This window comes from Streptomyces sp. NPDC050439 (assembly GCF_040655335.1).
In the GTDB taxonomy this organism is placed as follows: domain Bacteria; phylum Actinomycetota; class Actinomycetes; order Streptomycetales; family Streptomycetaceae; genus Streptomyces.
On sequence record NZ_JBFAJT010000013.1, the window covers coordinates 37,861 to 63,790 of the forward strand.

Genomic DNA, 25,930 nt, shown 5'->3' on the forward strand with positions numbered 1-25,930 from the left:
GTCTTGCCCGCCCCCACGTCCGGACCGACGCACGAACCGACGTCCGCTCCGAGTCTGCTGGCGGTCTTCGCCCACCCGGACGACGAGTCCCTGGTGGCGGGCGGTGTCCTCGCCCGCCACGCAACGGCGGGCGCCCGCACCGCGGTTGTCACCGCGACCTGGGCCGCGGACTCGACCAGGGCCGCCGAGCTGGCCCAGGCACTTCAGATCCTCGGCGCCGGTCCACCCCGACTGCTGGGCCATGCCGACGCGCGCGTACCGCAGTCGGCTCCCGGGGCGGCGCGGTTCTGCGACGCGCCGATCGACGAGACGGTGCGGGAACTGGTCGCCCACATACGGGAGTTCCGCCCGCACGTCGTGCTCACCCATGATGCCTATGGTGGTCTTTCCGGCCACCCGGACCACGTGCACACCCACCGGGTGACCATGCTCGCGTGCCAGGCGGCCGGGCTTGAGCGCCTCTACCCCGAGGCGGGTGCTCCCTGGCAGCCGAGGGCCCTGTATACGGCCACCCATCCGCATTCGGCCGTACGGGAGTGGGGCGGACGCCTGGCCGCGACAGGCAAGGCCACGCGCACCGTTCCGGACGAGTGGGTCACCGCCGCCGTCGACGTCAGGCCGTGGCTCGACCAGAAGGTGGCCGCGATACTGGCCCACCGCACCGAGGTGGAGCGCGGGGCCGTCCCGGGGTTGATCGCGGGCCTCGCGCCATCCGACCGGGAAGCGTTGCTCTCCACCGAGTGGTACATCCGCCACGAACTCGTTCCCCACCGGACCTCCGACCCGGCGGCTCAGGCCACGCAGACGGAGCTGATGGCCTGAGCGCCAGTTGGAGGCGGAGGCTGAGGCGGCGGTGGCGGCGGGCCGTCAGTTCGCCGCGATGCCCGCGATGCCCGCGAGCAGCTGAGCGGCCGGCTTCGGGTGGACGAGCCAGCGCAGGTGGCTTCCCTCAAGGGTCTCCACGGCGAAGGGGTTGTCGGGGGTGAGCGCGTCGCCCTCGCGGATCAGGCGGTCCTGCATGGCGAGCGGGATGCTGGCGTCGTCGGTCAGGCGCACATACGTCTTGGGAATGCGGCCCCAGGTGGCAGCCTGCGTCCGGTCGGCGGACGTGCCGACATCAAGGTTCTCGTCGGGCTGGAAGGTGTTCAGGAACGTACGGAACTCCTCATCGGTGAGATCGGCGGCGAACGCCTGCTTGAGTGCCGCGTACGTGCCAGGGTCGGCCGTCCGGAAATTGACCCGGAGCAGGCCGAGCTCGGCCGGGTTACCGACGAGCGCCGGAGCGAAGGCTCCCGGGTCGACACCGGCCATCTCGGGCTGGGCGTAATAGTCGTTGACGTCCAGGTCGACGGGGCACCAGGCGGCGACGTAGGCGATCCGGTCGACCAGGTCGGGCCGGGCGTTGCCGACCGCGGTCACCGTGATGCCGCCCCTGCTGTGGCCGACGAGGACGGTCGGCCCGTGCTGCTTCGCCCGCTCGAGGACCTCGATGACGCGCGCGGCGTTGTCGGCAAGCGTGACCCCCTTGATGCTGCCGGGTTCCTGCGCGAGCGCGTCGAGATCTTGCGGCGCCTGGTAGGCCGCGGCGTACGTCGCCTCGAAGCCGTGCCCCGGCAGGTCGACCGCGACCGAACGGTGCCCGAGGAGACCGAGCTCGGCCTGCAGCGGCGCGAACGAGAACGAGTTGGCGAAGGCGCCGTGCACAAATACGTAAGTCAGCTGATTTTGCATGCCGGTAGCCTCCAACGAAACGATCTTCGGAACAAGCACGAATCGGCTGCTTCGCGCCGACGCCCGGCCCGTTGCGGAAACCGAGCGGTGCGGACCCGCCGCGCACGCGAGGGGCCTCCGCGCGGACGCCCGCGTGCATAGCATGGCCGCATGACCGTAGATCTGTTCGCGGGCATTCCTGTCCGCGATTACACGACGGCGGTGGCCTGGTACGAGCGACTGCTCGGCGGGCCGCCGGCCTTCCTGCCCAATGACACCGAGGCGGTGTGGGAACTCGCCGAGCACCGTTACGTGTTCATCGAGGTGCGGCCCGAGCACGCAGGGCACGCCCTGCACACCGTGTTCGTCGAGGACTTCGACGCCCGCATCCTGGGGATCGCCGGGCGGGGCCTGAAACCTGACACGCGCGAGACGTACGCGAACGGGGTCCGCAAGGCCACCTTCCGCGACCCGGACGGCAACGAGATCGGATTCGGCGGCAGCCCGGCGGAGTGAGGGGGCGGGCCGTCAGCTCCCCGGCCCGGCCTCCGATGTCCTGGCGCACAGGTACGGACGCGCCAGGAGCAGCGCCGTACCGGTCAGGAGGATGCCGAAGTAGACCGGCGCGAGGTGGATGAGATCGGTGTAGTGGATCGTGCCGTGCACCACGACAGCGGGCAGGAAACCCGCGGCCGCCGCCACGGCCAGGCTCCAGAACACCCACGCCTCGCCCCGCCGCCAGCCCCACGCGCTGAGCAGCACGATCGCCACCGCCGCGGACATCAGGGCGCCGCCGAACCCCGCGCGGTCGTGGGCCAGGAACGGCACGAGCCGGGGATTGGCGGCCTCCAGGGTGTGTCTGTCGGTGCCCAGGAAGGTCAGGTCGGTCGGGACGAAGACGTCGGTCAGGCCGACCACCGAGATCACCGCCCCGCCCACGAACAGCCCCGCACCCGTGAGGATCATCAGCAGCTGGCCGACCAGCGCGCGCCTGCGCTCCGGTTCCGGCCCCTCGGGCGTACGGCTCCACCGTGGCGCATGCGGGGTGCGGCGGACCGCGGCGACGAACATCGGGAACAGCACGAGCGCGGTGGCCGTGTGCAGAGGTTCCACGAAGCCGGTGGCCAGGAAGTAGAACAAGGTGGGGAAGCCGATGGCCCCCGAGAGCAGATACACCTCGCGGGCCCAGGGCCAACCACGGCGGATGCCGCCCACGGCCAGACCGGTGTAGAGGGCCCCGATGGACACCATCGTCCCGGCCATGGTGATCCGGTCGTGTTGGAGGAAGTGCACGAGATGGTGATTGGCGGCGTGCAGTTCGTGCAGCGTCATGCCGAGGTAGTCGCGGTCGTACCAGAGCAGCACCGGCCCCAGCGTGATCGCCGCGGCGCCGAGCCCGGCGCCCGTCATGCCGAGCCCGACGAGCAGCGCCCACCACCAGGCGGGCCAGCGGCGCGGATCGCGGCCCACCTCGCGCAGCGCCGGAGCGGATGTGGTGGGCGTGGCGGCTTCGGTGACCCGCGCGAACCAGCCGGGCCCGGCGGCCACGAGCACCGCCGGCCGGGCGAGTACGACGGCGTCCGGGTCGTCGAGCGCCGTCGCCGCCTCGGACACCGACGGGTCGCACACGTGGAGGACGTGCGGGTCGTCGCCGCCGGTGAAGCCGTCGACGTGTGGCTTGAGGGCGGCCTCGACCTCCGGGTCGCAGGCCCTGACGACCACCGGGATCGAGCGGTTCGCGGCGGCATCGCGCACGGTCGCCACATCAGCCGCCGAGACGGGAGCCACCTCCACGACACCGGCCCCCAGCGGGGACATGGCGCGGATCGAGTCGCGGGCGAGGGAGGGCGGCACGGATATGCCCAGCCGGACGGCCACGGGCACACCGGCGATCTCGCCGGCGAGCCGTCGCGGCGGATGGCGGTGGCCGAACCCCCGGGCGATCAGCCGTGCACCGGCCGGCCTGGAGCCGACCGAGGCCAGCACGCGCAGGGCGGTTCGCTGCGAACGCCGCAGCCCGAGGACGGCGGCTGCCGCGCCACGCAGCGGCTGATAGGTCCAGTCCGGCATCAGCGGCTCTCGTTCCCCGTCGCGGTTTCCTGGTCGCCGGGCGCGGTCCAGCCGAGAACCGGCGTCATGGAACGCAGCGTCACCCGCGCCGGCATCAGCCGGGCGGCCGTGTCCCGCAGCAGCACGGCCGGCGGCCAGGACAGCTGGCCGAGAGTGCCGAGCCGGGCGGAGCGGCGCGTGATGGCCTGGGTGCGCGGGCGACGCAGCCGGTCGTACGAGCTAAGGGCGGCGGCCACCTCCGGGGTGCCGTCGAGGCAGTGGGCCAATGTGACCGCGTCCTCCAGGGCCTGGCACGCGCCCTGCCCCAGGTTCGGGGTCATGGCATGCGCCGCGTCGCCGAGGAGCGCGACCCGGCCGCGGACGAAGGAGGGCAGCGGCGGCAGGTCGTACAGGTCGTGGCGGAGCACCGCGTCCGCGGGGACCGCGGCCAGGAGGGCGGGAATGGGGTCCGGCCATGCCCCGAACCGGCGCAGCAGCTCCTCGTACTCGGACGTGTCGGCGGGCGTTCCCGCGGGCAGCGAGGCGGTCGCGAAGCAGTACATCCGCCCGCCCGGCAACGCCGTGTAGCCGAACCTCTCCCCGCGACCCCAGGTCGCCGCGCCCTCGGCGGGCGGCTCGGCCAGGGGCTCGGTGACCATGCGCCAGGCGGAGTACCCGGCGTAGCGCGGGCCGGCCGCAGCGGGCCAGAGCGCGTGGCGGACCGCGCTGCGCAGCCCGTCGGCGCCGATGACGAGGTCGGGCCGGGACTTGCCGCCAGGGTGGGCGACGACCGGGCCGTGGCCGTCGGCACGGACCGAGGACACCTCGCTGGCCGGCCGCAGACTGTCGGCAGGCAACACCTCGGCCAGCGCGCGCAACAGGTCCGCTCGGTGCAGGACCACGAGGGGGTGGCCGAAGCGCCGGGCCAGCTCCGCGTTGTCCGTACGGGAGAGCCAGCGGCCCCTGCGGTCCCGTACGCCGCCGGTTTCCTCGACGGCGCCGAGAGCCCGGACGGTGTCGGCCAGGCCGAGCGCGTCGAGCGCACGCAGCGCGTTGGGCCACAGGGAGATGCCGGCGCCGATCTCGGTGAACTGCGGGGCACGTTCAAGCACTTCGACGCGCCAACCGCGGCGGTGCAGGGCGATGGCAGCGGCGAGGCCGCCGATCCCGCCGCCGACGATGGTCGCGGCGCGCTGCGGCATGGTTCTTCCTCGCTCTGGGTTCGGGGGGGGCGCCCCCGGTCAGGTACGCAAGTCCGGCCGAGTAGCGCCTTATAGCAACATGTCGACAGAGACCTGTCAACGTGATCCGAAACGCCCGGGATGTCATGTCGGTGCCATGATGCCGGTGCCGGATCTCCCACCACTGCGGGACAACGTCAACCATCCCGACCAAGCACAGTGCGTACTTCCGCACCCTCCGGCAACGATCGCCGGGCTCACTAATCTGGCGCAGAAGGCCGGCACGCCGGCAGGCCGGAGCGAAGGTGGACCATGGATCTTCTGCAGCTGCGCTATTTCCAGGTCGTCGCCCGTTTCGAGCACATCAGCCGCGCCGCCCACGAACTGCACGTCGCCCAGCCCTCGTTGAGCCGTACCATCGCGCGCCTGGAGTCCGAGCTCGGCTCGCCCCTCTTCGAGAGGCAGGGGCGCCGCATCCGGCTCAATCCGTACGGAGCGATGTTCCTCCGGCATGTGGAACGCGCCCTGAGTGAGCTCGACGACGGTTGCAGGGCCGTGCGTGAGGCTCGTGACACCGGCCTTGGACGCGTGAGCGTGGCCTCCGAGACGCTTCTGACGGTCACTCACCTTGTCGGCCGCTTCCGGGCCGATCATCCCCGTGCCGACGTAAGGCTGTTCCAGTCGACCGCGCAGGAGATGGACCGGCGGCTCCGCACCAGGGAGGTCGACTTCTGCGTCGCCTCACAACCGCTGACCGGAGCGAATCTCGAGTCGCTCGAGCTCGCCCGCGAGGAGGTGCTGTTGGCGGTGCCGCCCGGGCATTGGCTGGAGGGCAGGGAACGCGTGTCGATCCCCGAGATCGCCGACGAACCCTTCGTCACCACACGCCCCGGTCACTGGCAACGGACCCTGCTGGACCGGCTGTTCGCGGCCGAGGGGCTCACTCCGCTGCTGTCCTGCGAGGGCGACGAACCAGGTGCCAGCCAGGACATGATCAGTGCGGGTCTCGGCATCGGCCTCATCCCGGCGATGTCCCGTCGGGCCGGTACGGCGGCGGCGGTGCCGGTCGCCTGGGTCCGGCTGGACGCGCCCGGTTGCGAGCGGGTGCTCACCCTGGTGTGGGGCCGGGACAGCTACCTGTCCGAAGCCGCCCTGAAGTTCAAGGAGTTCATCACCGGCCGGCCTTTCATGACCCACCGCATGCCCGCGGCGCACGGCGAGGGCGCCCTTGACCCGTCCTGAGGTGCCGAAGGGCAGGGCGGCAGGAGACGTCCGTCAGCTTGACCAACAGAGTGAGCTCAGCTCGCCTGTCGCTGACGGGATGCGTAGGAACGGGACTTGTTGCGGTTCCCGCACACCTTCATCGAGCACCAGCGGCGGCTGCGGTTCTTGGACACATCCCAGAACACCCACCCGCAGGTGTGCTCCGCGCAGCGCTTGAGCCGGGGGGCGTCCCCGGTGAGGACCAACTCGCTCCAGGCGATCGCCAGAGCGGTCAGGGGGCCGCGCTCCGGAGGCAGTCCCGGTGCGGGCGTCAGGGAGCCGCGCGTGGTGACCAGCACCGGATGCTCGGCCAGTACGCGGTCGGCCGCGGCGCGCATTTGCGGGTCGGGGGTGTCGCCCACGTGGGCGCCCAACTCCTCGCGGATGCCCGCGCGAAGGGCCACGTAGCGCGCGTGGTCGTCGGCGTGGATCTCTGCGGCCGCGTCGAGCAGGCCGCGGCCGTGCAACCAGCCGGACAGGTCGGCCGGGGTGGCGATCTCGTCACTCGCCTCTTCCACGTCGACCGTGTTGGCGAACGCCTCCACCAAGACGGCTGAGGCCGGCGGTTTCAGCATCGCGTGTCACCTCTGCGCGTTCTCGTCCTGCGGGTTCTCGCCATTCTACCGCCTAAGCGTTTTACCGGTTGCGGTTGACGGGTCGCGTGCGCCAGAGTGTTCTCACCGTCTAAAGCATTAGATGGTTAGGGGATGGAGAGCGGGGGATGGTCATGGCCACGGCGGTGCCCGAGCGGACGGATGTCGACAAGAGCCTCGGTACGTCGACGTCGACGTCGAGGTCGAAGGACAGCCACCGCATCCCACGCGACCCCGACCCCGGCCCTCGTAACACCGTGGTCCTGGTCGGTTTCACCGCCGCGACCAACCTCGCCGACGGCGTGATGAAGATGGCTCTCCCGCTGCTCGCCGCCGAACTCACCGCCTCTCCCGCGCTGGTCACCGCCGTCTCGCTGACCCTCACGCTGCCCTGGCTGCTCGTCGCCCTGCACATAGGCGTGCTCGTCGACCGTTTCGACCGCCGGTGGCTGCTCTGGGGTGCGAGTGCCATGCGGTTGGCGGCCATGGGCTGGCTCACTGTCTCCGCCGTGACCGCGCAGATCACGCTCGCCCAGCTCTTCACCGCCGGTGCGGTCCTCGGTGTCGCCGACGTACTGGCATCGACCTCCGGCTCCGCGCTGGTCCCGGCCGCGGTGCCTGAGGCGGGGCGCGAGCGTGCCAACACCTGGATGGTGGGGGCCGAGACCGTGGGGCAGGAGTTCGCCGGGCCTTTCGTCGGCGGGCTGCTGCTGGCCGCCGGGACGGGTCTCGCGCTGGGCCTGATCAGTGCCTCGTACGCCGTCGCCGCCCTGGCCCTGCTTCTGCTGGTGGGCCGCTTCCGGGCGGACGGGCCTGCTCCGGACGCGGTTCCTGCCTCGGTCAACAGCCGGATCGCCGAGGGCCTGCGTTTCCTCTGGAGCGACCGGCTGCTGCGCACCCTCTCCGTGGTCGTCGCGGTGCTCTCCGCCGTCTGGGGCGCGTGGCTGGCGTTGATGCCGCTCTATGCCAAGCAGGCCATGGAGCTGGGCCCGCGGGAGTACGGCATCTTGTTCAGCGCCCTCGGCGTCGGAGGGCTGGCCGGCACGGTGGCCGTGTCCTGGGTGAACCGGCTGCTCGGCACGCGACGGGCGATGTTCGCGGACCTGATCGGCACCACCGCGATGGTGGCGCTGCCCGTCCTGACCACCAGCATCTGGGCGGTGGCGGCCGGCGCCTTCCTCGGCGGCATGGGCGGCACGCTCTGGTCGGTCAACGCCCGCACCATCACCCAGCGCATGGTCCCCGACGGAATGCTCGGCCGCTACGGCGCGGCAGCCCGGCTCTTCAACTTCGGCGCGATGCCGCTGGGCGCGGCCCTGGTGGGCCTTCTTGCCGAACTGGGCGGCATGCGGCTGGCGTTCGCGGTGTTCGCGGTCGCCGTGGCGGCGACGCCGGTGCTGTTCCTCAAGAACGTCACCCCGGCCGCCCTGGAATCCCGCGACGTGTCCGAACGGCACACCTAGGCTCGTGTTGCCGGTGGCGGGGTCGCCCAGCTCCACGCGCCAGTTGGGTTCCGCTGGCGCTCTACCTCACTGTCGCGGCTGAGGTGACTCTTATCGGGCTTTGTCTGGGCCGGGACTCCGTCCCACGCCGAGAAGGAGGATGAGCTGCTCGTGGGTACGGTCACACCGAAGGCCGCCCCCGCAGTTCGTGTCCCGTGTCCCGTGACCCGAAGCCAAGCCACCTCCCGACGTCCCTGCCCTCCCCCCGATTCCGAAAGGCAGCCCACCGTGCGCATCGCACTGAGCCAGCTGACGACCGGCCCCGAGCCCGGCAAGAACCTCGCCCTCATCAAGGAATGGACCGCACGCGCGGTGGACACCGGCGCGGACGTCGTCGTCTTTCCCGAGGCGTCGATGGCCTGCTTCGGCACGCCTCTGGCGCCGCTCGCCGAACCTCTGGACGGCCCCTGGGCCAACGCGGTCCGCGCCATCGCCGAGGCAGCGGGCATCACCGTGGTCGCGGGCCTGTTCACGCCGGCCCCCGGCGGCCGGGTCACCAACACCTTGCTGGCCACCGGACGCGGCGTCGAGGCGACGTACGACAAGATCCATCTCTACGACGCGTTCGGTTTCGCCGAGTCCGACACCGTGGCCGCCGGGTCGCGGGTGGTGACCATCGACGTGGACGGCGTACGCCTGGGCCTGGCCACGTGCTACGACGTGCGATTCCCGGAGCTGTTCCGGGCCCACGCCGACGAGGGGGCCACCGCGACCCTGCTCGCGGCCTCCTGGGGCGCGGGCCCCGGCAAGGTCGATCAGTGGGAGCTGCTGGTGCGGGCCCGTGCCCTGGACGCCACGCTGTGGGTCGCTGCAGTCGACCAGGCCGACCCGGCCGCGTCCGGGGCAGCCGCGACCGCAGGCGCCGCGCCCACCGGAGTGGGGCACAGCATGCTCGTCGGACCCGACGGGACCGTACGCCGTCGTCTGGGGGCGGAGCCCGAACTCACGGTGGTCGAGGTGGATGCCGACGAGGTCGCTGCGGTCCGCAAGAACATCCCGGTCCTTGCCAACCGCAGGCTGGGGGAGCCGCGCTGACCCCACGTCCCGTCGCTGCGCCGCTTTATCCGGCGAGCAGCACCTTCAGCGTCGACTCCAGGTGGCTGTCGATGGCGGCGCAGGCGGCCTGCGCGTCACCGGCCGCCAGCGCGTCGACGATCGCACGGTGCTCGTCGAGGACCGCTTCCTGGCGGCCCTGCTGGTTGTAGAGAGCCACCACGCCGGCCCGCACCTGGCGGCTGCGCAGCCCCTCGTAGTGCCGGTCGAGCAGGGTGTTGCCCACGGCCGAGACGAGAGACGAGTGGAAGAGGTGGTCCACGTCGATGAACTCCTTGGCCTGGTCCGGTCCGGTCAGCGCACGCTGACGCTCCAGGCACGCGCCCAGCTCCCGCACCGGCGCCTGCCCCGTGCCGATGACGTGCTGCGCCGCGTACCGCTCGACGATCCCACGGAGCTGCATCAGCTCGGTGATCTCGCGCCCGGACAGCGGCGCCACCCGCGCCCCGCGCTTGGGGACCAGTTCGACGAGGTCCTCGGCGGCCAGAAGCAGCAGCGCCTCGCGGATCGGGGTGCGCGAGACTCCGATGCGATCGGCGATGTCCTGCTCGGAGAGGAACTCGCCCTGCATCGCCGGGTCCGTCAGCACGGTCTCCCTGAGGAACGCGTACGCCTTCTCCCGTCCCGACGCCACCACTACCCCCACAGATCGCATACACCTTGTATACGGAAGTTACCACGGTGCTTGCGTCCCGGCTCCGCCCGAAAGGAAGAACGCCGCAACTGGCGTCCGTGAGCGTGATTTGGACGGCCATTGCTGGAAACCCCGCACAAGAGGAATCCCAGGGCCCTCCGGGCACCGTCCCGAACAGGGGGACTCCCGCACCCCTGGGTGCCTGTCGAGGGAGTGCGTCCCGCTGGGGGAGAGGGGAGCTCGCCCGCGCGGGGCGCACGCTGCGGTCGCCACGAGGGGCAGGCCACGGCGACTGCGGTCAGTAGGGGCCACCCCGGAAGTAGATGCTGCGGTGGCCGCGGGGACGGTCATCCCGTTCCTGCGCGGCACCAGAGCGATCCACGGGCGCCGACCGTTCGTGCGCGGCATCCGAGCGGTCCGCGGGTGCCGACCGCTCGGCCAGTGCGCGCAGCGTGCGCAGACCGGCCAGGACGTCGGCGCGGTGCTCCGACCTCTTCATCCACGCGGGCAGCCGCGCGAACATGGCCATGGTCGGCCGCAGTCCGGCACGCTCGCGCAAGTGGGCGCCGACGTAGGCGGACAGGGCGTCGACGTGCTCTATGTCGTGGGCCCACAGGATTCGGCCCACGCAGCGGGTCTGCAGCCAGAGCGGCCGCCGGAAGAACGGGTCCTCGCTGCCGCGGAGCACCGCACCGATCAGGCCGCCACCCCGCATCTCCGCTTCCCAGTCGGCGACGGCCCCGCACCCGCCGCAGGCCAGACGCCTCGGCTGGAACAGGAGCTCGCTGGAGTACCTGGGTGCCGGGAGCCCGGGCCGGGGAACCACGACCGCACGGCCCCCGCACGACGGGCAGACCACCAGTATCCGGCCGGCGAAATGGGCCAGCCAGTGCCCGGTGTCCAGGTGACGCACGGGCTCGCTCCCCGAGGTGGAATCCATGGCGACACCCTCGCAGCCGCGCGTCGCGAACGACAGGCCGGTCCGTCTCACCCGGGAGGGGTGGCCTGGCGCAGGGACAGGGCCAGCCGGCGTCGTTCCAGGTCGATCTCGGTGACCACGACAGTGATCTCGTCGTCGACCCGGACGATGTCCTCCGGGTTGTCCACCGGGTCGTCCACCGGCGTCCACGCGAGTTCGGTGAGGTGGACCAGCCCCTCGATCCCGTCGGCAACCCGTACGAAGGCGCCGAAGGGGAGCAGCTTGGTGACCCGCCCCTGCAGCCGCGTGCCGACCGGGGTGCGATCGGCGAACTCCTTCAAGGGGTCCGGCCGCAGCGCCCGCAGGGACAGCCTGGCCTCCAGGTTCCAGTCGTCGAACTGGAGGAACTCACAGGCGACGCTCTGCCCGACCTCGACGACCTCCTCCACCGCTTCGATGCGGTGCCAGGACAGCTCGGGGACGGTGATGAAGCCGACCCCGGGGAAGAGGGGGTGCGCGGGGCCCTCGTCCAGCGCGACGAACACCCCGAATCGTTCGATGGCCGCGACCCTGCCGGTGAGGATCTCCCCGAGGCGCAGCGATTCCAGGTACGCCCAGAGCTCCTGGTGAGTCGACCGGTCCATGCCGTGCGCGCCCGAACCCATGCCGGAGTGCGCCGGATCAGGCGGCGACGGGGATGGCCTGCGGGTCGACGTCGCAGCGAGCGACCGAGGCGGCCAGGCCCTCGCCGCTGATCTCGATGCGGGTGGTCTTCTTGCCCTTTCCGGGCACCTTGACCTCCTCGCTCTCCTCGATCACCGTGATGCCGTCCGCGTCCACGAAGGTGACCGACACCCAGAAGCGGCCCGTCTTCGCATTGCCGTTCGTGACCTTGACCGTCGCGTACGGGTCCTTCGCGGTCGCGCAGGTCACCAATTTGACCTTCGCATCGTCCAATTGTCCGCCACCAGAGGAGCTGGAGGAGCCGGAGGTCGTGGAGTCGTGGGTCGGCGGCCGGTTGTAGGAGCCGCCGCTGGTGCTGCTCCCGGCGCCACTGCTGCCGTACGCGTCGTCATCGTCGTCGTAGTCAGAACCCGATGTCGTCGACCCCGAGGATCCGGACGACCCGGAGCTGCTCGACGAAGAACTGTCGTGGTCCTGGCTCGAACTGCTGCAGCCGCCCCCGCCGCCCCCACCACCGTGACGACTGCCGCCGCCGTGGCCTCGCCCCGTACTGAAACCGGTCAGCGCGAGCGCCGACAGCACCAGCACCGCCGTGACCTTGAGTGTGTTCCCCCGATTGCTCATGTGATCACCCTACCCGGGACCACAAACAACTCCCGGCGGGACAGGGCCTGTTCGGATCTGCCCGGAAATGCGCACCGGCACCGTCAGCAATCCCTCTTTAGGTAGGCCTTCCGGGCCCGCTGAGCACGGCGACCCGCGACGGCAGATGTCCCTCGGCCCGCTGGGCGCGGACACTCCGCCCCGTTTGGCGTACGCGGTCGGCGGAGGCGGCCGGTGGCGTCCCCCTGTCCCGGAGCCCGCCCGGGGCCACGGGTACGGCCGACGTGACCGCGGTGAGCAGGCGGGCGGTGCGGACGAGTGGCTCCCGCAGGGGTCGATCCGGCTCCGGCGGGCGGTTCTTTCCGGTGGCGGGGCGGAGGAAGCGTGCATAGAACGGGAGACACGATCACGTGCGGGGCGAGGACGTCCCGCTGGAATGGAGAAGCGAAAATGGCCGCTGAGTCATTCTCTGCCGCGGGGGACACTTCCGGGACCGGTGAACCTCTGGTGACGACATCGCTTCACTGGGGCACTGCGCAGCTCGGCGCCCCACCTGCCCACCCGCCCGCCCCGTGGCCGCAGGAACTCGACCACGACACCGAGGACGTGCCGCCGGAGCGAGCGGAGTACGCCGACGACGACGGGCCCCCGCGAGAGGTGCCCGGCATCGACGCCGAAGCCCTGGAACTGGAGGCTCCCGGCGTTCACGACGACGCGGTGGAAGAGCTCATACGCGTCGCCGTGGTGTCCAGGCCGCTGGACGACGTCGTCGACCTCGTCACCCTCCTGGAGCAGTCGCCTGACGGTGAGACAACCGCCGCCTCGGTGCTTCGGCTGGCCGCCGTGGCCCGCTCCGTCGACGACGTCACCCGCCTGGTGGAACTCCTCGGCCCGCCGGAACACCCGGCCGACCACATGGACGAGGCCATTCGGCACGCCGCCGAGGAGCGGCCCGTGCCGGAGGTCAGCCGTCTCGTCCATCTGCTGTCCCGCCCGCCCCACGACGCGCACAGCAGCGCCGAGGCGGTGCACGCCGCGGGCACGACCAGGTCCGTCGAGGACCTGATGCAGCTGATCGGCAGCCTCAGGGAGCACAAGGAGGCCGACAACCTCGCGGCCGACGCCCCGGCCGCGCCGCTCGCGCCGCCCACCGGCGCCGAGGCCGGTCACCCCGCACAGGCTCCTGCCGCCGAGGCCGCGCAGGACACGGAGGCCGCGGCGGTGCAGAACAAGGCGCCCTTGCTGTGGCTGCGTCGGGCGGCGGGCATCCTGCTCCTGCTCTGTGCCGCGGCGCACTTCCCGGTGAACTGGTCGGACGCCTCGACCGTCGGCCTCTTCGCCGCGCTCGGGGTCTCCGTCGTCTGCGCGTTGGCAGGCGTGGCGCTGTGCTTGACCGCGTCGCCGATCGTGGCCGTGGCGAGCACGTTGATCGCCGGTGCGCTGACCCTCGGCCACTTGGTGGACGATCGCGTCAACTCCACGACGCTGGCCTATGTGTTGCGGCCCGACGGGGTGACAGCGCCGATTCCGACGCTGACGGCGGTGGCCGCTACGCTGGCCGCACTGCTGGTCGTGGCGCTCACGGTCGCCGGCCTCAGGGCCGCGGGCAATCGGAACGCGACCCCGAGCCTGTAGGAGCGGACGTACGGAAGGTGCTCGCGCTTCCCGGCGACGGCCGGTGAGCGCGAGCGCGGCGCCGGGCCGGGGGTCACGGCCGAGCGCCGTGCCGAACCGCACCCCACCGCATCGCACCGCATCGAGGATCAGGCTGTGACCCCGCACTCTCTGGCGTTCTACGTCGACGTCGTCACCACCGGCACCGTGCTCGGCGTGGGCCCCACGAGCTCACCCGACCGGGTCAACGGGGTGCTGGGGCCGGATTTCGCCGAGAACGTCTTCGGGCGCCGCAGCATGTGCCGTGACTACGGCCTCGCCGAGTTCTTCTGGGACCGCGCCTCGGCCGAAGACCCCTGGTCGGGCCACCACTTCACCCTGCAGGTGCACCGGCTCGCCCACCGGGACCGCACCCTGGTCGACGGGGTGCTGCGGGCCCGCTACGGGCGTTTCACGCCCCGGCTGCGGTTCGACAAGCTGTGTCGCCTGCTGGACCGGCGCGGTATCCCGCTGCACGAAATTCCCGAACTCCGGGCGAACGCACCGTACTTCCGTACCTTCTGGCAGCCCGATTCGCGGGTGGCCGTGAGCGTCATCGGCACCTACGGCGAGTACAGCACGCCGGACAAGCTGCGCGTCGGAGACGTGTACAGCATCCAGGCCCCGCTGACGGCCGAGGAAGTGGAGTGGCGCGAGGGGCGCGACGCCGGGTCGAAGCGACGCCCGGATGGCTCGCTCAGCCCTCGGAGCCGTTCGCCGCGTTGAGCCAGCCCCCGATGGCCGGCAGCGCGTCGGGCCCGCTGTCCTGCTCCACCGAGCCGACCAGATCGGCGACGGACACGGCCTGCAGGGACGCCCGCCAGGCGGCGTCGGCCGCGCTCATGGCGCGGGCGATGGGGCAGGGCTTGGTGCAGTCCTGCGGCGGAGTCCCGAAGGGGCCACGCTGACGGATCTCGGTGCAGGTGAACGCCGGGCTCGCGCCGTCGACGGCCTGCACCACGTCCAGGACCGAGATGTCGCCCGCTGTCCTGGTCAGGACGTATCCGCCGGTCTTGCCCTGCACGGATTTCACCAGGTCCGCCCGGGACAGGGCCTGCATCTGCTTGGCCAGATAGCTGGGTGAGACGTCGTGCAGCTGCGCCAGCCGCGCAGCCGGGACCGGCTCGGTTGCCGCGGTCAGCACCACACAGCAGTGCAGTGCCCACTCCACGCCGCCGGACAGTTTCATGCACCCTCCCAATTGACTCGGACACAGGATATCCGAGTATTATCTCGGACATCAGTTATCCGAGTTAGCGTCGCCAGGCGCACTCGATCCACAGGAGGGTTCGATCATGAACATCACGGTCATCGGCGGCACCGGACTGATCGGTTCCCAGCTCGTCTCCCGGCTGCGCGAGGCAGGACACGACGTGGTCACCTCGTCCCTGTCGACCGGAGTCGACCTGCTCACCGGCGCGGGCCTCGACGAGGCACTCAAGGGCGCCGACACGGTCGTCAACGTGTCGAACTCACCCACGTTCGACGAAGCCTCCCCGGACTTCTTCCGCACCACCATGGGAAACCTGCTGGCGGCGGGGGAGCGCGCGGGCGTCCGACACCAGGTCATCCTCTCCATCGTCGGCGTCGACCAGGTGCCCCAGCTGGACTACTACCGCGCGAAGACCCTCCAGGAGGACCTGCTGCGACAGGGCCCCGCCGCGTACTCGATCGTGCGTGCCACGCAGTTCTTCGAGTTCATGGACGCGGTCATGACCTGGACCGCCGACGACCGGAGCGTGCGGCTGCCCGCCACGCGCGTCCAGCCCATCGCGACGGCCGAGGTGGTGCAGGCCCTCGCCGACGTCACCACCGCCGCGCCGCTCAACGGCACGCTCGACGTCGCGGGCCCCGATGTCTTCCCGCTCGACGAGCTCGGCCGCCTGACGCTGGCGGCCCGCCAGGACACCCGCACCGTCGTCACCGACGAGAAGGCGGGCATGTTCGCGGCCGTCGAGGGCGACGTGCTGATCGCGGGCCCAGGCGCGCGCCTGGCCCCCACGCACTACGAGGACTGGCTCGCCACCGCCCGGTAGTCCGAAGTGCCCCGGCGGGGGCTCCGTCTCCCATAAAAGGCTGCCTGACCTGCACTTTTGCCGAGCATGTGCGGGTCAGGGGGCCGAATCGGCATGTGTACCCCCGCGACGGCGATTTCACGCTCCACGTTCCGGTCAAACACCGCTCAGGCTGTGAGCCCACCCATAGGAGCCACGTCACATGCTAAGGACGGTAGTAGCGCGCCCGGCGTGCCCGCGCCGGGCCGGGGGTCGACTGAGCGGCCGCTGACCAGGGCGTCCTGCGTACTGGGGTAGTACGTCACATCATTGCGCCCAGCTCCGGCCACCGCTAACCCTTGCTGAAGTTCCGGAGAGCCGGGATCGATCGGGTGAAAACGCCCGCTTCGACCGAGCCCCTCCTCAACACACTTCGCATTGGAGAGTTACCCCCGCATGGCCATTACTCAGACGCAGACCAAGCCCGGCCGCATCACCCGACTGCGCAAGATCTCCGTCGCCGGTATCGCCACCGCAGGTGCCGCGGCCGCCGCCCTCACGCTGGTCCCCACGCAGGCCCAGGCCGCCGAGCCGACCGCCGCGAGCAAGAAGGTCTCCCAGGCCGCCGCTGCCGACAAGAACTACGCTGACAACCTCGACGGCTGGATCAAGGAGTCCCTGGACATCATGAAGTCCAAGAACATCCCCGGCTCCTACGAGGGTCTGCACCGCAACATCATGCGTGAGTCCGCCGGTGACCCGAACGCCCAGAACGGCTGGGACGTGAACGCGCAGAACGGCACCCCGTCCAAGGGTCTGCTCCAGGTGATCCAGCCCACCTTCGACGCCTACCACGTCAAGGGCACGCCGAACAGCCTGACCGACCCGGTCGCCAACATCACCGCGGCCGCGAACTACGCCGCCGACAAGTACGGCTCGATCGACAACGTCGACTCCGCCTACTGAGCCACCGGTCGAGGAACCCGCTGAACCAGCGGTGAAGAGAAGGGGCAGCGCATGCCGCACGAGAGCAGCAACGAGCAGCAGGCGCACACGGCCGACGGCCCCGCAGTGCCCGGCTACGGGCCCCCGCGGGTGCGGCGCTCCCGGCGCAAGCCGAAGAAGAAGACCCTGCGGTACGCCACGTGGGGCGCGCTGGGACTGGTCCTGATCGGCGGAGGAGGTGCCGCCTACGCCTGGCAGCACCTCAACGGAAACATCCAGGGCACGGACGTGAACGCCGCCCTGGGCAAGGACCGCCCCAGCGAGCAGAAGGACGGCTCGATGAACATCCTCCTGCTCGGGTCCGACTCCCGGGCGGGAACCCACGGCCGCTACGGCAGCGGCATCAGCGGAGCCCGCGCCGACACGGCGATGGTCCTGCACGTCGACAAGACCCACAAGAAGGCCTCGGTCGTCAGCATTCCGCGCGACACGATGGTCAAGCGGCCGCAGTGCGCCAAGCCGCACGGCGGCACGGCGCCCGGCGCGCGGCAGGCCATGTTCAACTCGTCCTACCAGGTGGGCGGACCCGCCTGCACCGTGAAGACGGTCGAGAAGATGTCGGGCGTCCGCATGAACCACTACCTCGAAGTCGACTTCAAGGGCTTCCAGAAACTCATAGACGAGCTCGGCGGTGTAAACATCACCACCCGCAAGGCCATCCACGACCCCAACAGCGGGCTCGCCCTGAACGAGGGCAAGCACACGCTCAAGGGCAAGGAGGCGCTGGAGCTCGTCCGCACCCGGCACGGCGTGGGTGACGGCAGCGACCTGGGCCGCATCCAGCTCCAGCAGGCGTTCATCAAGGCGCTGATCCACCGCGCCGAGACCGTCGACCCGCTGGGCAGCCCCGCCAAGTCCTACGACCTGGCGGACACCGCGACCAAGACCATCAGCGCGGACTCCGAGCTGGCGTCCGCGGACAAGCTGCTCGGTCTGGCCAAGGAGCTGAAGGGCATCAGTCCCGAGCGCACCGACATGGTCACGATGCCCGTCACCTATGACTCGCAGGACGCGGGACGGGTCCTGCCGCTGAAGAAGGCCTCACACCGGGTGTGGGACGCTCTGCGCCACGACAAGCCCATCCCGAAGTCCGCGACGCGGGACTCGGTGGGCGATCAGAGTGAATCGCCGGTGTCAGCGGGTACCTGACGTACGGCTGAGGACCCCCGGCCACCACGCCTTCGGGCCGATGTCGCGGACGACTGCCGGCACCAGGAGCGACCGTACGACCAGGGTGTCCAGCAGGACGCCGAAGGCGACGATGAAGGCGATCTGGACGAGGAAGGCCAGCGGGATGATGCCGAGGGCCGCGAAGGTGGCCGCGAGGACGACCCCGGCCGATGTGATGACACCGCCGGTCGCGGTCAGGCCGCGCAGCACTCCTTCGCGCGCCCCGTGGCGCAGTGATTCCTCGCGGACCCGGGACATCAGGAAGATGTTGTAGTCCACGCCGAGCGCCACCAAAAACACGAAACCGTAGAGCGGTACGGAGGAGTCCGTGCCGCTGAAGCCCAGGACGTGCTGGAAGACCAGGGCCGAGACGCCCAGGGTGGCAAGGAAGTTGAGTGCCACCGTCGCCACCAGCAGGACCGGCATGAGCAACGACCTGAGCAGCCCGATCAGGATGACGAGGATGATCGCGAGGACCACGGGGACGATGAGCATGCGGTCGTCCTCGGCGGTCCGCTGGGTGTCGTACTGCTGGGCGGTGTAGCCGCCGACGAGTGCGTCGGCGCCGTCCACCGCGTGCACGGCGTCACGCATCCGCGCCACCGTGGCCTTGGCCGCGTCGCTGTCGGCGGAGTCCTCCAGCGTGGCGTCGATCCGTACGCGGCCGTCGACGACGAGAGGGCTCGCGCCGGGCCGGCCGGATTCGCCCACGGCGGCGGCCGACGACACCCCCTCGGTGCGCTCGACCGCGGTGGTGACCTGCTTGGCCCTGTCCGCGTCCGCGATCACGACGGCCGGGTTGCCCGAGCCGCCGGGGAAGTGCTTGCCGAGCGTCTTCTGCGCGGCCACCGAGGGCGCGTCATTGACGAAGATCTCGTTCAGGGGCACGCCCTTGGACTGGAGCGAGGGGGCGAAGGCGGCGCAGACGAGCAGGCCCAGGAGGGTGGCGGCCCAGACCTTGCGCGGTGCCCGGTCGACGAGCGAGGCGATGCGCGTCCACACGCCCTGTCCGGCGGACTTCTCGGTCGCCGACTTGGGTTTGGCGGGCCAGTACGCCGAGCGCCCCAGGAGGATCAGGACCGCGGGCAGGAAGGTCAGCGTGCTGAGCACGGCGCAGACGATGCCGATGGCCCCGACGGGTCCCAGCGCCTGGTTGTTGGTGAGGTCGCTCAGCAGGAGGGCGAGCAGTCCGAGTGCGACGGTCGCCCCGCTGGCGACGATGGGGCCGAGCGAGCGGCGCAGCGCCGAGCGCATGGCGGTGATCCTGTCGCGGCTGACGGCAAGCTCTTCGCGGAAGCGTGCGGTGAGCAACAGGGCGTAGTCGGTGGCGGCGCCGATGACCAGGATGGACAGGATTCCCTGGACCTGGCCGTCGACGCGTACGACGTCGTGGTCGGCGAGCACATAGACGATTCCGCAGGCGAGACCCAGGGCGAAGACGGCCCCGATGATGATGACCAGCGGGAGCAGCAGGCTGCGGTAGACGAGCAGCAGGATCACCAGGACGGTGATCAGGGCGACCCCGAGCAGCAGGCCGTCGATGCCCCCGAACGCGTCGGACAGATCGGCCTGGCTGGCCGCGGGCCCCGCGACCTGGACCTCCGTCCCGGACACCTGGTCAGCCGCCTTCTTGACGTCCGCCAGGGTGGTCTCCAGCTTGTCGCCGAGGTCGGTCCGCAAGGGCACGACCCCCTGCAGGGCCTGGCCGTCCTTGGAGAGCACGGCGGGGGACGGGGGCCCGGCGACCCCTGCGGCGTCCTTCAGGGAAGCCAGGGCGCGGGTGGCGTCGGCCTTCTGTGCCTGATCAATGCCGCCGGATCGCGCGTCACCCTCCGCGGTCCAGACGACGATCGCGGGCAGGGTCTCGTCCTGCTTGAACTTGCGTTGGGCGTCGATGACTTGCGTGGACTCGGCGTTCTGCGGCAGGAAGGCGGCTTGGTCGTTGGTGGCGACCTCCCCGAGCTTTCCGGCGTACGGCCCGAGTGTCCCGCCGATGCCGAGCCAGGCGACGAGAAGAACGACGGGGACCAGCCAGCGTGCCAGGCGCGTACGTGTGGACATGGATCTCCTTGCGAACACGATGCTTCAATAGGTAAGTATCTCAATGATTGAAACATCTCGTCCGTCACGGGTTCCCAGCGGGTGCACCAAGGAAACTTCCGTCACCTGAAAGAGGTCACGGCGCGGACGGGCGAAGGCGGCCCGCAGTGATAGGTGAAGCTAGCGCTGACGGCCGCGCAGCTCGGAGAGCTCCTCGTTCATGGCGGCCAAGAAGCGCACCACCACGTCGAGTTCGTCCTCGCTGAACCGCACGCGTGCGTTCTCGGTCGCCGCGGCAAGGGGCTGGAAGAAGGTGCGCGCAGCCGCTTTGGCGCCGGGGGCGTAGTGCAGATGCACTACACGACGGTCTTCGCTGTCCCGCGATCGGCGGATGTGTCCCGCCCGTTCGAGCCGGTCCAGGCACGCGGTGACGGCGCCCGACGTCAACCCCAGATGATCGCGCAGCCGCCCCGGAGTGAGCGGATCACTCGAATCCAGGATTGCCGCGAGGGCCTGCACGTCCGTGGCGTGCAGGTCGTGGCCGGCGGCGAAACCGTGGATCAGCCGGTTGAGCTCGCCGTTCATGCGCCGCAGCTGCACCGCGAACGACTGCAGATCCGTCGGCACCTGAGCGGACGTCTCATCCGACGCCGCACTGCCACTGATCGCTGATTCCTCTGTACCGGCCACACGAGCAGCCTATATTTCCCGCACTCCAGAGCGACAAGGTGCCGCGAAGGCTGTGCGCGGCGCCAGCGTGAAATATCCGGATGTGCTGCGGGTCTATCGGCCGAAGCCCTTGCGCGAGTACCCTGTTGACATAGTCCGTGGACAGATTGCTCGCCGTCAGCGCGGCAGTGATCTTCCGGCGATCATTCGGGCCCGGAGTGGGGCCCTCACCCGTCAGCGGCTGTACCCACGGGGCTCTGACCCCGTCACCAGGCACCGCGAGACGCACCGTTTCCCTCCAGGGCGGACCCTTCTCTTTTGAGTTCCGTTGTATCTCTGCCGGTGCACGGCATCCGGGACTACTCATGCGCGGCTACTTCGCCGACGACCTGCTCCTCATCGTTCCATCGACCGCCGAAAAGGGCGTGTGCCTGTACGGAGAGGTCCTGGGCGCGCACAAAGGTGCGCTGGCCATGGCCCTGACCGCACAGAGCCGCACCACACAAGAGATCACCATCGACCTGACCGGGGTTCACTACCTGGCCAACAGTGTCCTGGAGATCCTCGTGGCCCTCGCCAACAACCTCCAGCCCCCGCAGAGCCTCGTCGTCCGCGCCGCCCCACAACTGGCGCTGCCGGAAAGGCTTCACCTACGCGGCTGGGACGACATCGAGACCCTGCGCGTCGTCGACGGTTAGTCGACGGCTCGCCGCACAGGACCCGGCTCCCACCGTCAGCGCGTCGCGCTGATCCTGATGGCGGCCACGGTGCCGTCGCCCCGCACGCTCAACACGGCGGCCCCTTCGTGACGTACGCAGTCGAGACGGCCGAGCGCGGTCTCCATCACGTCCGGGCCGCCGACGCCGACCCCGTCGGTGACGGCCATGACGAGCAGGGTCTCGCCCTCGGCGCACACCAGCTCGGCGCCCTGTGCGGCAGCCACGGTGAGCATCCGCACCTGTGCCGTGGCGCGGCCCCTGCGCGTCATCACGTTCATGTCGCGCACCGCGCCCGCCTTCAGCAGGCAGTCCGTCGTCGCGTCACCGGGGAAGGCGAAGGGGCTCAGCGGCTCCACCAGCTGCGAGGTGCCGTCCACGGTCAGCACCATGCCTTCACCCTCGACCAGGGTGATCACACGGTCGATGCCGGGAAACGGGGAGAAGGGCCCGCCCGCGTCCACGTCCGCGATGCTCACCCGCCAGTCGAACCCGTCCGCGGGCTCCTGCGCGGGCTCCCTCACGGGCCGCACGGCGCCCGACGCGACCTCCCGGGTCACACCGCCGCCGTTCTTCCACGGCATGCTGCGGTACTCGCTCCAGCGCAGAACATCCCCGCCCATGGCAGGCCGCCTCCTTCTTCCGTCGTCCGGCCGGGCGCAAGCCTACGTGCTGCTCAGAGGTGGCAGCTGCTCGGCAAGGCCGACGATGATGCCCTCCGGGCCGCGGACGTAGCAGAGCAGGTGACTGTCCTCGAACCGGGCGATCCCGCCGACGAGTTCGCCGCCGTGCGGGCGCAGCCGGGCGACGGTGTCCTCGAGGTCGTCGACGGCGAACATCACGCGGTGCGTGCCCAGGATGTTGTGCGGCTGGTTGCGCGGCCCGGCGCTGATCGCCGCGGGGGTGCGATACCTCGCCAGCTCGAGCCGGCTGTGGCCGTCCGGGGTCCGGACCATCGCGATGTCACAGTGGACGCCCTTCAGCCCGGTGCACTGGTCGGCGACGGGGCCCTGGACCTCCGCCCTGCCCTCCAGCTCCATGCCGAGTTCCACGAAGAACGCGATGGCGGCGTCCATGTCCTCGACGACGATGCCGACGTTGTCCATCCGCTGAATCGCCATACCGGCTTCTCCTTCTTCCTCGCACGGCCGGTGGTGGCCGCTGATGTCCCTGGGACGGAGCCGGTGCCAGGTTCTCGACATCCGCCGACCGCCGACTCGGGAAGCCGCCTCACCTGCTCGCCGCCCACGGGCACATTGTGTCCGAGTGGGGTGTCAGTGGCGGGTGCCATGATCTCGGGATGGCCGCCGATTCCCTCACCTTCCAGCAGCTCACCACACCCGGTGCCGTCACTCCCCGACTCCGCCGCGCTCTCGCCGAATGCTGGGTCGAGGTCACCAACGCGGGTGGCGCGGCCGGCTTCCCGTTCCCTCCGGTCGACGTCGCCACCGTGGCTCCGGCGCTCGACCACATCATCGACGAGCTGTCCCCGGACACCAGCCGGCTCCTGACGGCAACGGCGGACGGCGCACTCGTGGGCTGGCTCAACGTCCGCCGCGACCGGTTCCAACTGATCGCGCACTGGGGCACCCTGCACCATGTCCAGACCCGCACCGCCGTACGCGGACGTGGCATCGGACTCGCCCTCATGCAGGAGGTACGCAGGATCGCCCGGGACGAGATGGGCCTGGAGCAGCTTCGCCTTGCCGCCCGCGGCGACGTCGGCCTCGAAGACTTCTACGGGCGCCTGGGCTGGCAGGAAGTCGGCCGGTGGCCTGCTGCTCTGCGGCTCGCCCCGGACGACGACCGCGACGAGGTCCTCATGCTTCTCGCTCCCCTTTGAGTTCAGGGACGAGGAGAGGCGCAGGGGGCGGGTAGCTCACCCCGTACACACGGGCGAACCGGTTGGCGGGTGCCGCTGATCCGCTGAGCCGTTCGAGGAAGAACGCGCGGGCCATTGACTGCATCTGCTCGCCGCTGACATACACGACCCACCTGTTGGACGCGGCGTCGAAGCGGGCCGCCTCCACCGCCGACCACAGGCCCGACGCGGGCCCGTGACGCAGCCGTTCGCGCAAGTCGACAAAGCGCCTCAGGGCATCCAACTCCGTGCGGCGCAGGCCCACCTGCTGCAACCCCGGCGCCGGCTCCTCGACGGCCGGGGGAGTGGCGCGTGCCTGCGCGTACAGCAGCGCGTCCCAGCCGTCGGCCGTCAGCTGCACCGCCCACAGGACGGGCCGCCCCGCCTTCGCGGAGAGCTCCGCCTGTTCCTCGCGCGGCGCCACCCTGACCAGCCCGAGTTTCACCAAAGGACTCGTGGTGCGTTCATCGAGTCCGGGCCCCGCCGTGGCCCATCCATGGGTGCCGCGCTGCACGTCAGCCACCCGTTGCAGCAGCGCGAAATGCCCAGCCGAGCGCCGCATCCCTGCCCCTCCCGCCGAACGGTGCGTTGCCGCGACGCTAGCGTGCATCCGCGCCCCAAGGGGCTCTGTTGGGAGGGTCTCCCCCTAAAAGAACCGGTGTTCTGGTCGTGTGCGCTGGCGCGCCGGCTCAGGGTTCTTGGCGCGTGGTCGCAGCCAGCGAGCCCAGCAGCGTGAGCGCCTCGCTGCTGGGGGAGGCCGGTTCGGCGTGGTAGACGACGAGTTCCTGGCCGGGGGCCGAGCGGACGTCGAAGGTCTGCATGGTCAGCGTCAGCGGACCGACCTCGCGATGCGCGAAGCGCTTGCGTTCCAACGCCTTGCCCCGGGCGTCGTGACGGGCCCACAACTCCGCGAACTCCGGGCTGCGCTCCAGCAGTTCGCCGAGCACCTGCCGTACCCGTGGATCGTCCGGTGCCACGCCGTGGCCGAGCCGGAAACCGGCCACGGAGTTGCGCGCGACGTCGTACCAGTCGCGATAGAAGGCGCGGGCGGCGGGATCGGTGAACACGACATGCATGAGGTTGCGCGAGTGCGCCCAGCCATGGAAGAGCGCGTCGGCGATGGTGTTCGAGGCGAGGACGTCGTACGCACGGTTGTGGACGACGGCCGGATTGTGCGGCCAGGCGTCCATGAGGGCCAGCAGACTCGGCTCGACCCGGTCCGCCACCGCGGCCGCCCTGACACGGGGACCGACCCCGGCCACCCGGAACAGGTGCAGCCGGCCGTCCTCGTCAAGGCGCAGGGCGGTGGCCAGGGCATCGAGCACCTGCGCGGACGGCGAGCGCTCCCGGCCCTGCTCCAGGCGTACGTAGTAGTCGGCGCTGACCCCGGCGAGCAGGGCCACCTCCTCGCGCCGCAGCCCCGACACCCGCCGATGTCCCGAGACGGGCAGATTCACCTCGGCGGGAGCGACGAGGGCGCGCCGGGCGGTCAGGTATGCGCCGAGCTCAGAGCGTGCCATGCCCCCATGCTAGATCCCGGCCCACCGCGCTTCCTGGGTGCGCTGCACCCAGGAGAACGCCGCCTCTCCCACCGGCGCCCCGGCCGGGCCAGCCTCGACGACATGAGCACACAACAACCGGAAAACACCGCGCCCACCGACCGCAAGGTCATCCTCGTCACCGGCGCGAGCAGCGGCATCGGCGCGGCCATCGCCGCACGACTGGTGACCGAGGGACACCTGGTGGTGGCCGGCGCGCGCCGCACCGACCGCCTGCGGGAACTGGCGAAGAGCACCGCCGAAGCGGCAGCCCGCTCCGGCGGCGCACTGGAGCCGGAGCGTCTTGACGTGACGGACCGCGCGGACGTCGCGGCCTTCGTCCAGGGCGCCCGCGACCGCCACGGCCGCGTCGACGTCCTCATCAACAACGCCGGCGTCATGCCCCTGTCGCGGCTGGACTCCCTGCTCGTCGACGAATGGGACCGGATGATCGACGTGAACGTCCGTGGCCTGCTGCACGGCATCGCCGCGGCGCTGCCCGTGTTCACCGCCCAGGGATCGGGGCACTTTGTCACGGTCGCGAGCATCGGCGCCCACGAGGTCGTTCCCACCGCTGCCGTCTACTGCGGCACCAAGTACGCGGCCTGGGCGATCACCGAGGGACTGCGCCAGGAGGCGGACCCCTCGATCCGGGTCACGACCATCTCGCCCGGCGTCGTCGACTCCGAGCTGGCCCACACCATCACCGAGCCCGGCGCCGCCGAGGCCATGCGCAGCTACCGTGCGCACGCGATGGGCCCCGACGCCATCGCGGCCGCCGTCTCCTACGCTCTGGCCCAACCGGCAGACGTCGACGTCAACGAGATCGTCGTACGCCCGGCACGCCAACGCTGAGCCAGGTCATTGCCGGCCTCTTCCCTGGGGCGGCAATGCGAACTGTGCCCGTTTGAGATCAATACAGGTGGCTACTCGATCTCTACGTAAGCGCAGCGCTGTGCGACGTAGGCGCCGGATGGTTGGGACCGACAGCCACCGGCGCCGCCGCATGCACGGAACGGCAAAGTATGGCCATAGATGTGGAGAATCTGCGATGCTCGGCTCATCAGCGGTTCTGCCGGCCCGACAGAGGCAG

Annotated in this window: 28 protein-coding genes; 13 read left to right on the forward strand and 15 right to left on the reverse strand. The window is 70.7% G+C overall.

Annotated features, from left to right (window positions below):
• Positions 1-3: 3 nt before the first annotated feature.
• Positions 4-822 carry a PIG-L family deacetylase gene (locus tag AB0I66_RS39615; protein WP_363212925.1) on the forward strand — a complete coding sequence of 273 codons (819 nt, stop codon included), beginning with the start codon at positions 4-6 and terminating at the stop codon, positions 820-822.
• Positions 823-867: 45 nt separating this feature from the next.
• Here the strand turns inward: AB0I66_RS39615 and AB0I66_RS39620 are convergent, their stop codons facing one another.
• Complete coding sequence (locus AB0I66_RS39620; RefSeq protein WP_363212926.1) at positions 868-1,731, reverse strand: alpha/beta fold hydrolase; 864 nt, start codon at positions 1,729-1,731, stop codon at positions 868-870.
• A 150-nt stretch (positions 1,732-1,881) separates the two neighbouring features.
• Between AB0I66_RS39620 and AB0I66_RS39625 the strand changes: the two genes are divergently transcribed.
• Positions 1,882-2,226 (forward strand): VOC family protein, encoded by a 345-nt coding sequence (locus tag AB0I66_RS39625; RefSeq protein WP_363212927.1) that lies wholly within the window; start codon positions 1,882-1,884, stop codon positions 2,224-2,226.
• Positions 2,227-2,238: 12 nt separating this feature from the next.
• On the opposite strand, the gene AB0I66_RS39630 is transcribed toward AB0I66_RS39625, so the two are convergent.
• Together AB0I66_RS39630 and AB0I66_RS39635 are read right to left on the reverse strand one after the other, a co-directional pair.
• Positions 2,239-3,780, reverse strand: coding sequence for a hypothetical protein (locus tag AB0I66_RS39630; RefSeq protein WP_363212928.1), 1,542 nt, complete (start codon positions 3,778-3,780; stop codon positions 2,239-2,241).
• A complete protein-coding gene (locus AB0I66_RS39635) occupies positions 3,780-4,961 on the reverse strand; it encodes an FAD-dependent monooxygenase (RefSeq protein WP_363212929.1) in 1,182 nt (393 codons plus the stop codon). Before AB0I66_RS39635 ends, AB0I66_RS39630 begins: the two co-directional genes overlap by 1 nt.
• A gap of 291 nt (positions 4,962-5,252) precedes the next feature.
• Here AB0I66_RS39635 and AB0I66_RS39640 point away from each other — a divergent pair, with 291 nt between their 5' ends.
• Positions 5,253-6,182, forward strand: coding sequence for a LysR substrate-binding domain-containing protein (locus tag AB0I66_RS39640; RefSeq protein WP_363212930.1), 930 nt, complete (start codon positions 5,253-5,255; stop codon positions 6,180-6,182).
• A 56-nt stretch (positions 6,183-6,238) separates the two neighbouring features.
• Here AB0I66_RS39640 and AB0I66_RS39645 read toward each other — a convergent pair whose 3' ends face one another.
• A complete protein-coding gene (locus AB0I66_RS39645) occupies positions 6,239-6,778 on the reverse strand; it encodes a CGNR zinc finger domain-containing protein (protein ID WP_363212931.1) in 540 nt (179 codons plus the stop codon).
• Positions 6,779-6,924: 146 nt separating this feature from the next.
• Between AB0I66_RS39645 and AB0I66_RS39650 the strand changes: the two genes are divergently transcribed.
• Positions 6,925-8,259, forward strand: a complete 1,335-nt coding sequence (locus AB0I66_RS39650) for an MFS transporter (RefSeq protein ID WP_363212932.1) — start codon at positions 6,925-6,927, stop codon at positions 8,257-8,259.
• A gap of 267 nt (positions 8,260-8,526) precedes the next feature.
• Positions 8,527-9,333 (forward strand): carbon-nitrogen hydrolase family protein, encoded by an 807-nt coding sequence (locus tag AB0I66_RS39655; RefSeq protein ID WP_363212933.1) that lies wholly within the window; start codon positions 8,527-8,529, stop codon positions 9,331-9,333.
• A gap of 25 nt (positions 9,334-9,358) precedes the next feature.
• Here the strand turns inward: AB0I66_RS39655 and AB0I66_RS39660 are convergent, their stop codons facing one another.
• From AB0I66_RS39660 to AB0I66_RS39675, 4 genes are all read right to left on the reverse strand, one after another.
• Positions 9,359-10,006, reverse strand: coding sequence for a GntR family transcriptional regulator (locus AB0I66_RS39660; RefSeq protein ID WP_363212934.1), 648 nt, complete (start codon positions 10,004-10,006; stop codon positions 9,359-9,361).
• Between the two features lie 277 nt (positions 10,007-10,283).
• A complete protein-coding gene (locus tag AB0I66_RS39665; protein WP_363212935.1) occupies positions 10,284-10,925 on the reverse strand; it encodes a hypothetical protein in 642 nt (213 codons plus the stop codon).
• A gap of 47 nt (positions 10,926-10,972) precedes the next feature.
• A complete protein-coding gene (locus AB0I66_RS39670; protein WP_363212936.1) occupies positions 10,973-11,548 on the reverse strand; it encodes a S1 RNA-binding domain-containing protein in 576 nt (191 codons plus the stop codon).
• Positions 11,549-11,585: 37 nt separating this feature from the next.
• Positions 11,586-12,212, reverse strand: coding sequence for a hypothetical protein (locus AB0I66_RS39675; protein ID WP_363212937.1), 627 nt, complete (start codon positions 12,210-12,212; stop codon positions 11,586-11,588).
• A 486-nt stretch (positions 12,213-12,698) separates the two neighbouring features.
• Between AB0I66_RS39675 and AB0I66_RS39680 the strand changes: the two genes are divergently transcribed.
• On the forward strand, positions 12,699-13,826 hold the full coding sequence (locus AB0I66_RS39680) for a hypothetical protein (protein WP_363212938.1): 1,128 nt from the start codon (positions 12,699-12,701) through the stop codon (positions 13,824-13,826).
• Positions 13,827-13,961: 135 nt separating this feature from the next.
• Positions 13,962-14,570, forward strand: a complete 609-nt coding sequence (locus AB0I66_RS39685; protein WP_363212939.1) for a hypothetical protein — start codon at positions 13,962-13,964, stop codon at positions 14,568-14,570.
• On the opposite strand, the gene AB0I66_RS39690 is transcribed toward AB0I66_RS39685, so the two are convergent.
• On the reverse strand, positions 14,542-15,033 hold the full coding sequence (locus tag AB0I66_RS39690) for an Rrf2 family transcriptional regulator (RefSeq protein ID WP_363212940.1): 492 nt from the start codon (positions 15,031-15,033) through the stop codon (positions 14,542-14,544). The two genes, AB0I66_RS39685 and AB0I66_RS39690, sit on opposite strands and share 29 nt — an antisense overlap.
• Positions 15,034-15,139: 106 nt before the next feature.
• Here AB0I66_RS39690 and AB0I66_RS39695 point away from each other — a divergent pair, with 106 nt between their 5' ends.
• The 3 genes from AB0I66_RS39695 to AB0I66_RS39705 all read left to right on the forward strand — a co-directional run bounded on the left by AB0I66_RS39695 (position 15,140) and on the right by AB0I66_RS39705 (position 17,992).
• The gene (locus AB0I66_RS39695; protein ID WP_363212941.1) at positions 15,140-15,880 is read left to right on the forward strand and encodes an NAD(P)H-binding protein; all 741 of its coding nucleotides are present in this window, start codon (positions 15,140-15,142) and stop codon (positions 15,878-15,880) included.
• A 414-nt stretch (positions 15,881-16,294) separates the two neighbouring features.
• Positions 16,295-16,804 carry a transglycosylase SLT domain-containing protein gene (locus AB0I66_RS39700; RefSeq protein ID WP_363212942.1) on the forward strand — a complete coding sequence of 170 codons (510 nt, stop codon included), beginning with the start codon at positions 16,295-16,297 and terminating at the stop codon, positions 16,802-16,804.
• A 51-nt stretch (positions 16,805-16,855) separates the two neighbouring features.
• Positions 16,856-17,992: an LCP family protein gene (locus tag AB0I66_RS39705; RefSeq protein ID WP_363212943.1), complete on the forward strand. Its 1,137-nt coding sequence runs from the start codon at positions 16,856-16,858 to the stop codon at positions 17,990-17,992.
• Here the strand turns inward: AB0I66_RS39705 and AB0I66_RS39710 are convergent.
• Both AB0I66_RS39710 and AB0I66_RS39715 read right to left on the reverse strand, forming a co-directional pair.
• Entirely contained in the window at positions 17,978-20,074 is a 2,097-nt protein-coding gene (locus AB0I66_RS39710) for an efflux RND transporter permease subunit (protein ID WP_363212944.1), read from the reverse strand. The genes AB0I66_RS39705 and AB0I66_RS39710 overlap by 15 nt on opposite strands.
• Before the next feature lie 159 nt (positions 20,075-20,233).
• Positions 20,234-20,719: a MarR family winged helix-turn-helix transcriptional regulator gene (locus AB0I66_RS39715; RefSeq protein ID WP_363213072.1), complete on the reverse strand. Its 486-nt coding sequence runs from the start codon at positions 20,717-20,719 to the stop codon at positions 20,234-20,236.
• Positions 20,720-21,087: 368 nt separating this feature from the next.
• On the opposite strand from AB0I66_RS39715, the gene AB0I66_RS39720 reads away from it, so the two are divergent.
• On the forward strand, positions 21,088-21,420 hold the full coding sequence (locus tag AB0I66_RS39720; RefSeq protein WP_363212945.1) for a hypothetical protein: 333 nt from the start codon (positions 21,088-21,090) through the stop codon (positions 21,418-21,420).
• Positions 21,421-21,455: 35 nt separating this feature from the next.
• On the opposite strand, the gene AB0I66_RS39725 is transcribed toward AB0I66_RS39720, so the two are convergent.
• Both AB0I66_RS39725 and AB0I66_RS39730 read right to left on the reverse strand, forming a co-directional pair.
• Complete coding sequence (locus AB0I66_RS39725; protein ID WP_363212946.1) at positions 21,456-22,061, reverse strand: HutD family protein; 606 nt, start codon at positions 22,059-22,061, stop codon at positions 21,456-21,458.
• 42 nt (positions 22,062-22,103) lie between these two features.
• The gene (locus AB0I66_RS39730) at positions 22,104-22,559 is read right to left on the reverse strand and encodes a VOC family protein (protein ID WP_363212947.1); all 456 of its coding nucleotides are present in this window, start codon (positions 22,557-22,559) and stop codon (positions 22,104-22,106) included.
• Positions 22,560-22,738: 179 nt separating this feature from the next.
• On the opposite strand from AB0I66_RS39730, the gene AB0I66_RS39735 reads away from it, so the two are divergent.
• Complete coding sequence (locus tag AB0I66_RS39735) at positions 22,739-23,281, forward strand: GNAT family N-acetyltransferase (protein ID WP_363212948.1); 543 nt, start codon at positions 22,739-22,741, stop codon at positions 23,279-23,281.
• Here the strand turns inward: AB0I66_RS39735 and AB0I66_RS39740 are convergent.
• Positions 23,259-23,861, reverse strand: coding sequence for a DUF6417 family protein (locus tag AB0I66_RS39740; protein WP_363212949.1), 603 nt, complete (start codon positions 23,859-23,861; stop codon positions 23,259-23,261). The two genes, AB0I66_RS39735 and AB0I66_RS39740, sit on opposite strands and share 23 nt — an antisense overlap.
• 127 nt (positions 23,862-23,988) lie before the next feature.
• Positions 23,989-24,819: a helix-turn-helix transcriptional regulator gene (locus AB0I66_RS39745; RefSeq protein WP_363212950.1), complete on the reverse strand. Its 831-nt coding sequence runs from the start codon at positions 24,817-24,819 to the stop codon at positions 23,989-23,991.
• A gap of 102 nt (positions 24,820-24,921) precedes the next feature.
• Between AB0I66_RS39745 and AB0I66_RS39750 the strand changes: the two genes are divergently transcribed.
• A complete protein-coding gene (locus AB0I66_RS39750) occupies positions 24,922-25,692 on the forward strand; it encodes an SDR family oxidoreductase (RefSeq protein ID WP_363212951.1) in 771 nt (256 codons plus the stop codon).
• The last annotated feature ends 238 nt before the right edge of the window (positions 25,693-25,930 follow it).

Coding starts and splice junctions, on each gene's coding strand:
- AB0I66_RS39620 (WP_363212926.1), bottom strand. CDS start 1,731: ATGCAAAATCAGCTGACTTACGTATTTGTGCACGGCGCCTTCGCCAAC.
- AB0I66_RS39625 (WP_363212927.1), top strand. CDS start 1,882: ATGACCGTAGATCTGTTCGCGGGCATTCCTGTCCGCGATTACACGACG.
- AB0I66_RS39630 (WP_363212928.1), bottom strand. CDS start 3,780: ATGCCGGACTGGACCTATCAGCCGCTGCGTGGCGCGGCAGCCGCCGTC.
- AB0I66_RS39635 (WP_363212929.1), bottom strand. CDS start 4,961: ATGCCGCAGCGCGCCGCGACCATCGTCGGCGGCGGGATCGGCGGCCTC.
- AB0I66_RS39640 (WP_363212930.1), top strand. CDS start 5,253: ATGGATCTTCTGCAGCTGCGCTATTTCCAGGTCGTCGCCCGTTTCGAG.
- AB0I66_RS39645 (WP_363212931.1), bottom strand. CDS start 6,778: ATGCTGAAACCGCCGGCCTCAGCCGTCTTGGTGGAGGCGTTCGCCAAC.
- AB0I66_RS39650 (WP_363212932.1), top strand. CDS start 6,925: ATGGTCATGGCCACGGCGGTGCCCGAGCGGACGGATGTCGACAAGAGC.
- AB0I66_RS39660 (WP_363212934.1), bottom strand. CDS start 10,006: ATGCGATCTGTGGGGGTAGTGGTGGCGTCGGGACGGGAGAAGGCGTAC.
- AB0I66_RS39665 (WP_363212935.1), bottom strand. CDS start 10,925: ATGGATTCCACCTCGGGGAGCGAGCCCGTGCGTCACCTGGACACCGGG.
- AB0I66_RS39670 (WP_363212936.1), bottom strand. CDS start 11,548: ATGGACCGGTCGACTCACCAGGAGCTCTGGGCGTACCTGGAATCGCTG.
- AB0I66_RS39675 (WP_363212937.1), bottom strand. CDS start 12,212: ATGAGCAATCGGGGGAACACACTCAAGGTCACGGCGGTGCTGGTGCTG.
- AB0I66_RS39690 (WP_363212940.1), bottom strand. CDS start 15,033: ATGAAACTGTCCGGCGGCGTGGAGTGGGCACTGCACTGCTGTGTGGTG.
- AB0I66_RS39695 (WP_363212941.1), top strand. CDS start 15,140: ATGAACATCACGGTCATCGGCGGCACCGGACTGATCGGTTCCCAGCTC.
- AB0I66_RS39700 (WP_363212942.1), top strand. CDS start 16,295: ATGGCCATTACTCAGACGCAGACCAAGCCCGGCCGCATCACCCGACTG.
- AB0I66_RS39705 (WP_363212943.1), top strand. CDS start 16,856: ATGCCGCACGAGAGCAGCAACGAGCAGCAGGCGCACACGGCCGACGGC.
- AB0I66_RS39710 (WP_363212944.1), bottom strand. CDS start 20,074: ATGTCCACACGTACGCGCCTGGCACGCTGGCTGGTCCCCGTCGTTCTT.
- AB0I66_RS39720 (WP_363212945.1), top strand. CDS start 21,088: ATGCGCGGCTACTTCGCCGACGACCTGCTCCTCATCGTTCCATCGACC.
- AB0I66_RS39725 (WP_363212946.1), bottom strand. CDS start 22,061: ATGGGCGGGGATGTTCTGCGCTGGAGCGAGTACCGCAGCATGCCGTGG.
- AB0I66_RS39730 (WP_363212947.1), bottom strand. CDS start 22,559: ATGGCGATTCAGCGGATGGACAACGTCGGCATCGTCGTCGAGGACATG.
- AB0I66_RS39735 (WP_363212948.1), top strand. CDS start 22,739: ATGGCCGCCGATTCCCTCACCTTCCAGCAGCTCACCACACCCGGTGCC.
- AB0I66_RS39740 (WP_363212949.1), bottom strand. CDS start 23,861: ATGCGGCGCTCGGCTGGGCATTTCGCGCTGCTGCAACGGGTGGCTGAC.
- AB0I66_RS39745 (WP_363212950.1), bottom strand. CDS start 24,819: ATGGCACGCTCTGAGCTCGGCGCATACCTGACCGCCCGGCGCGCCCTC.
- AB0I66_RS39750 (WP_363212951.1), top strand. CDS start 24,922: ATGAGCACACAACAACCGGAAAACACCGCGCCCACCGACCGCAAGGTC.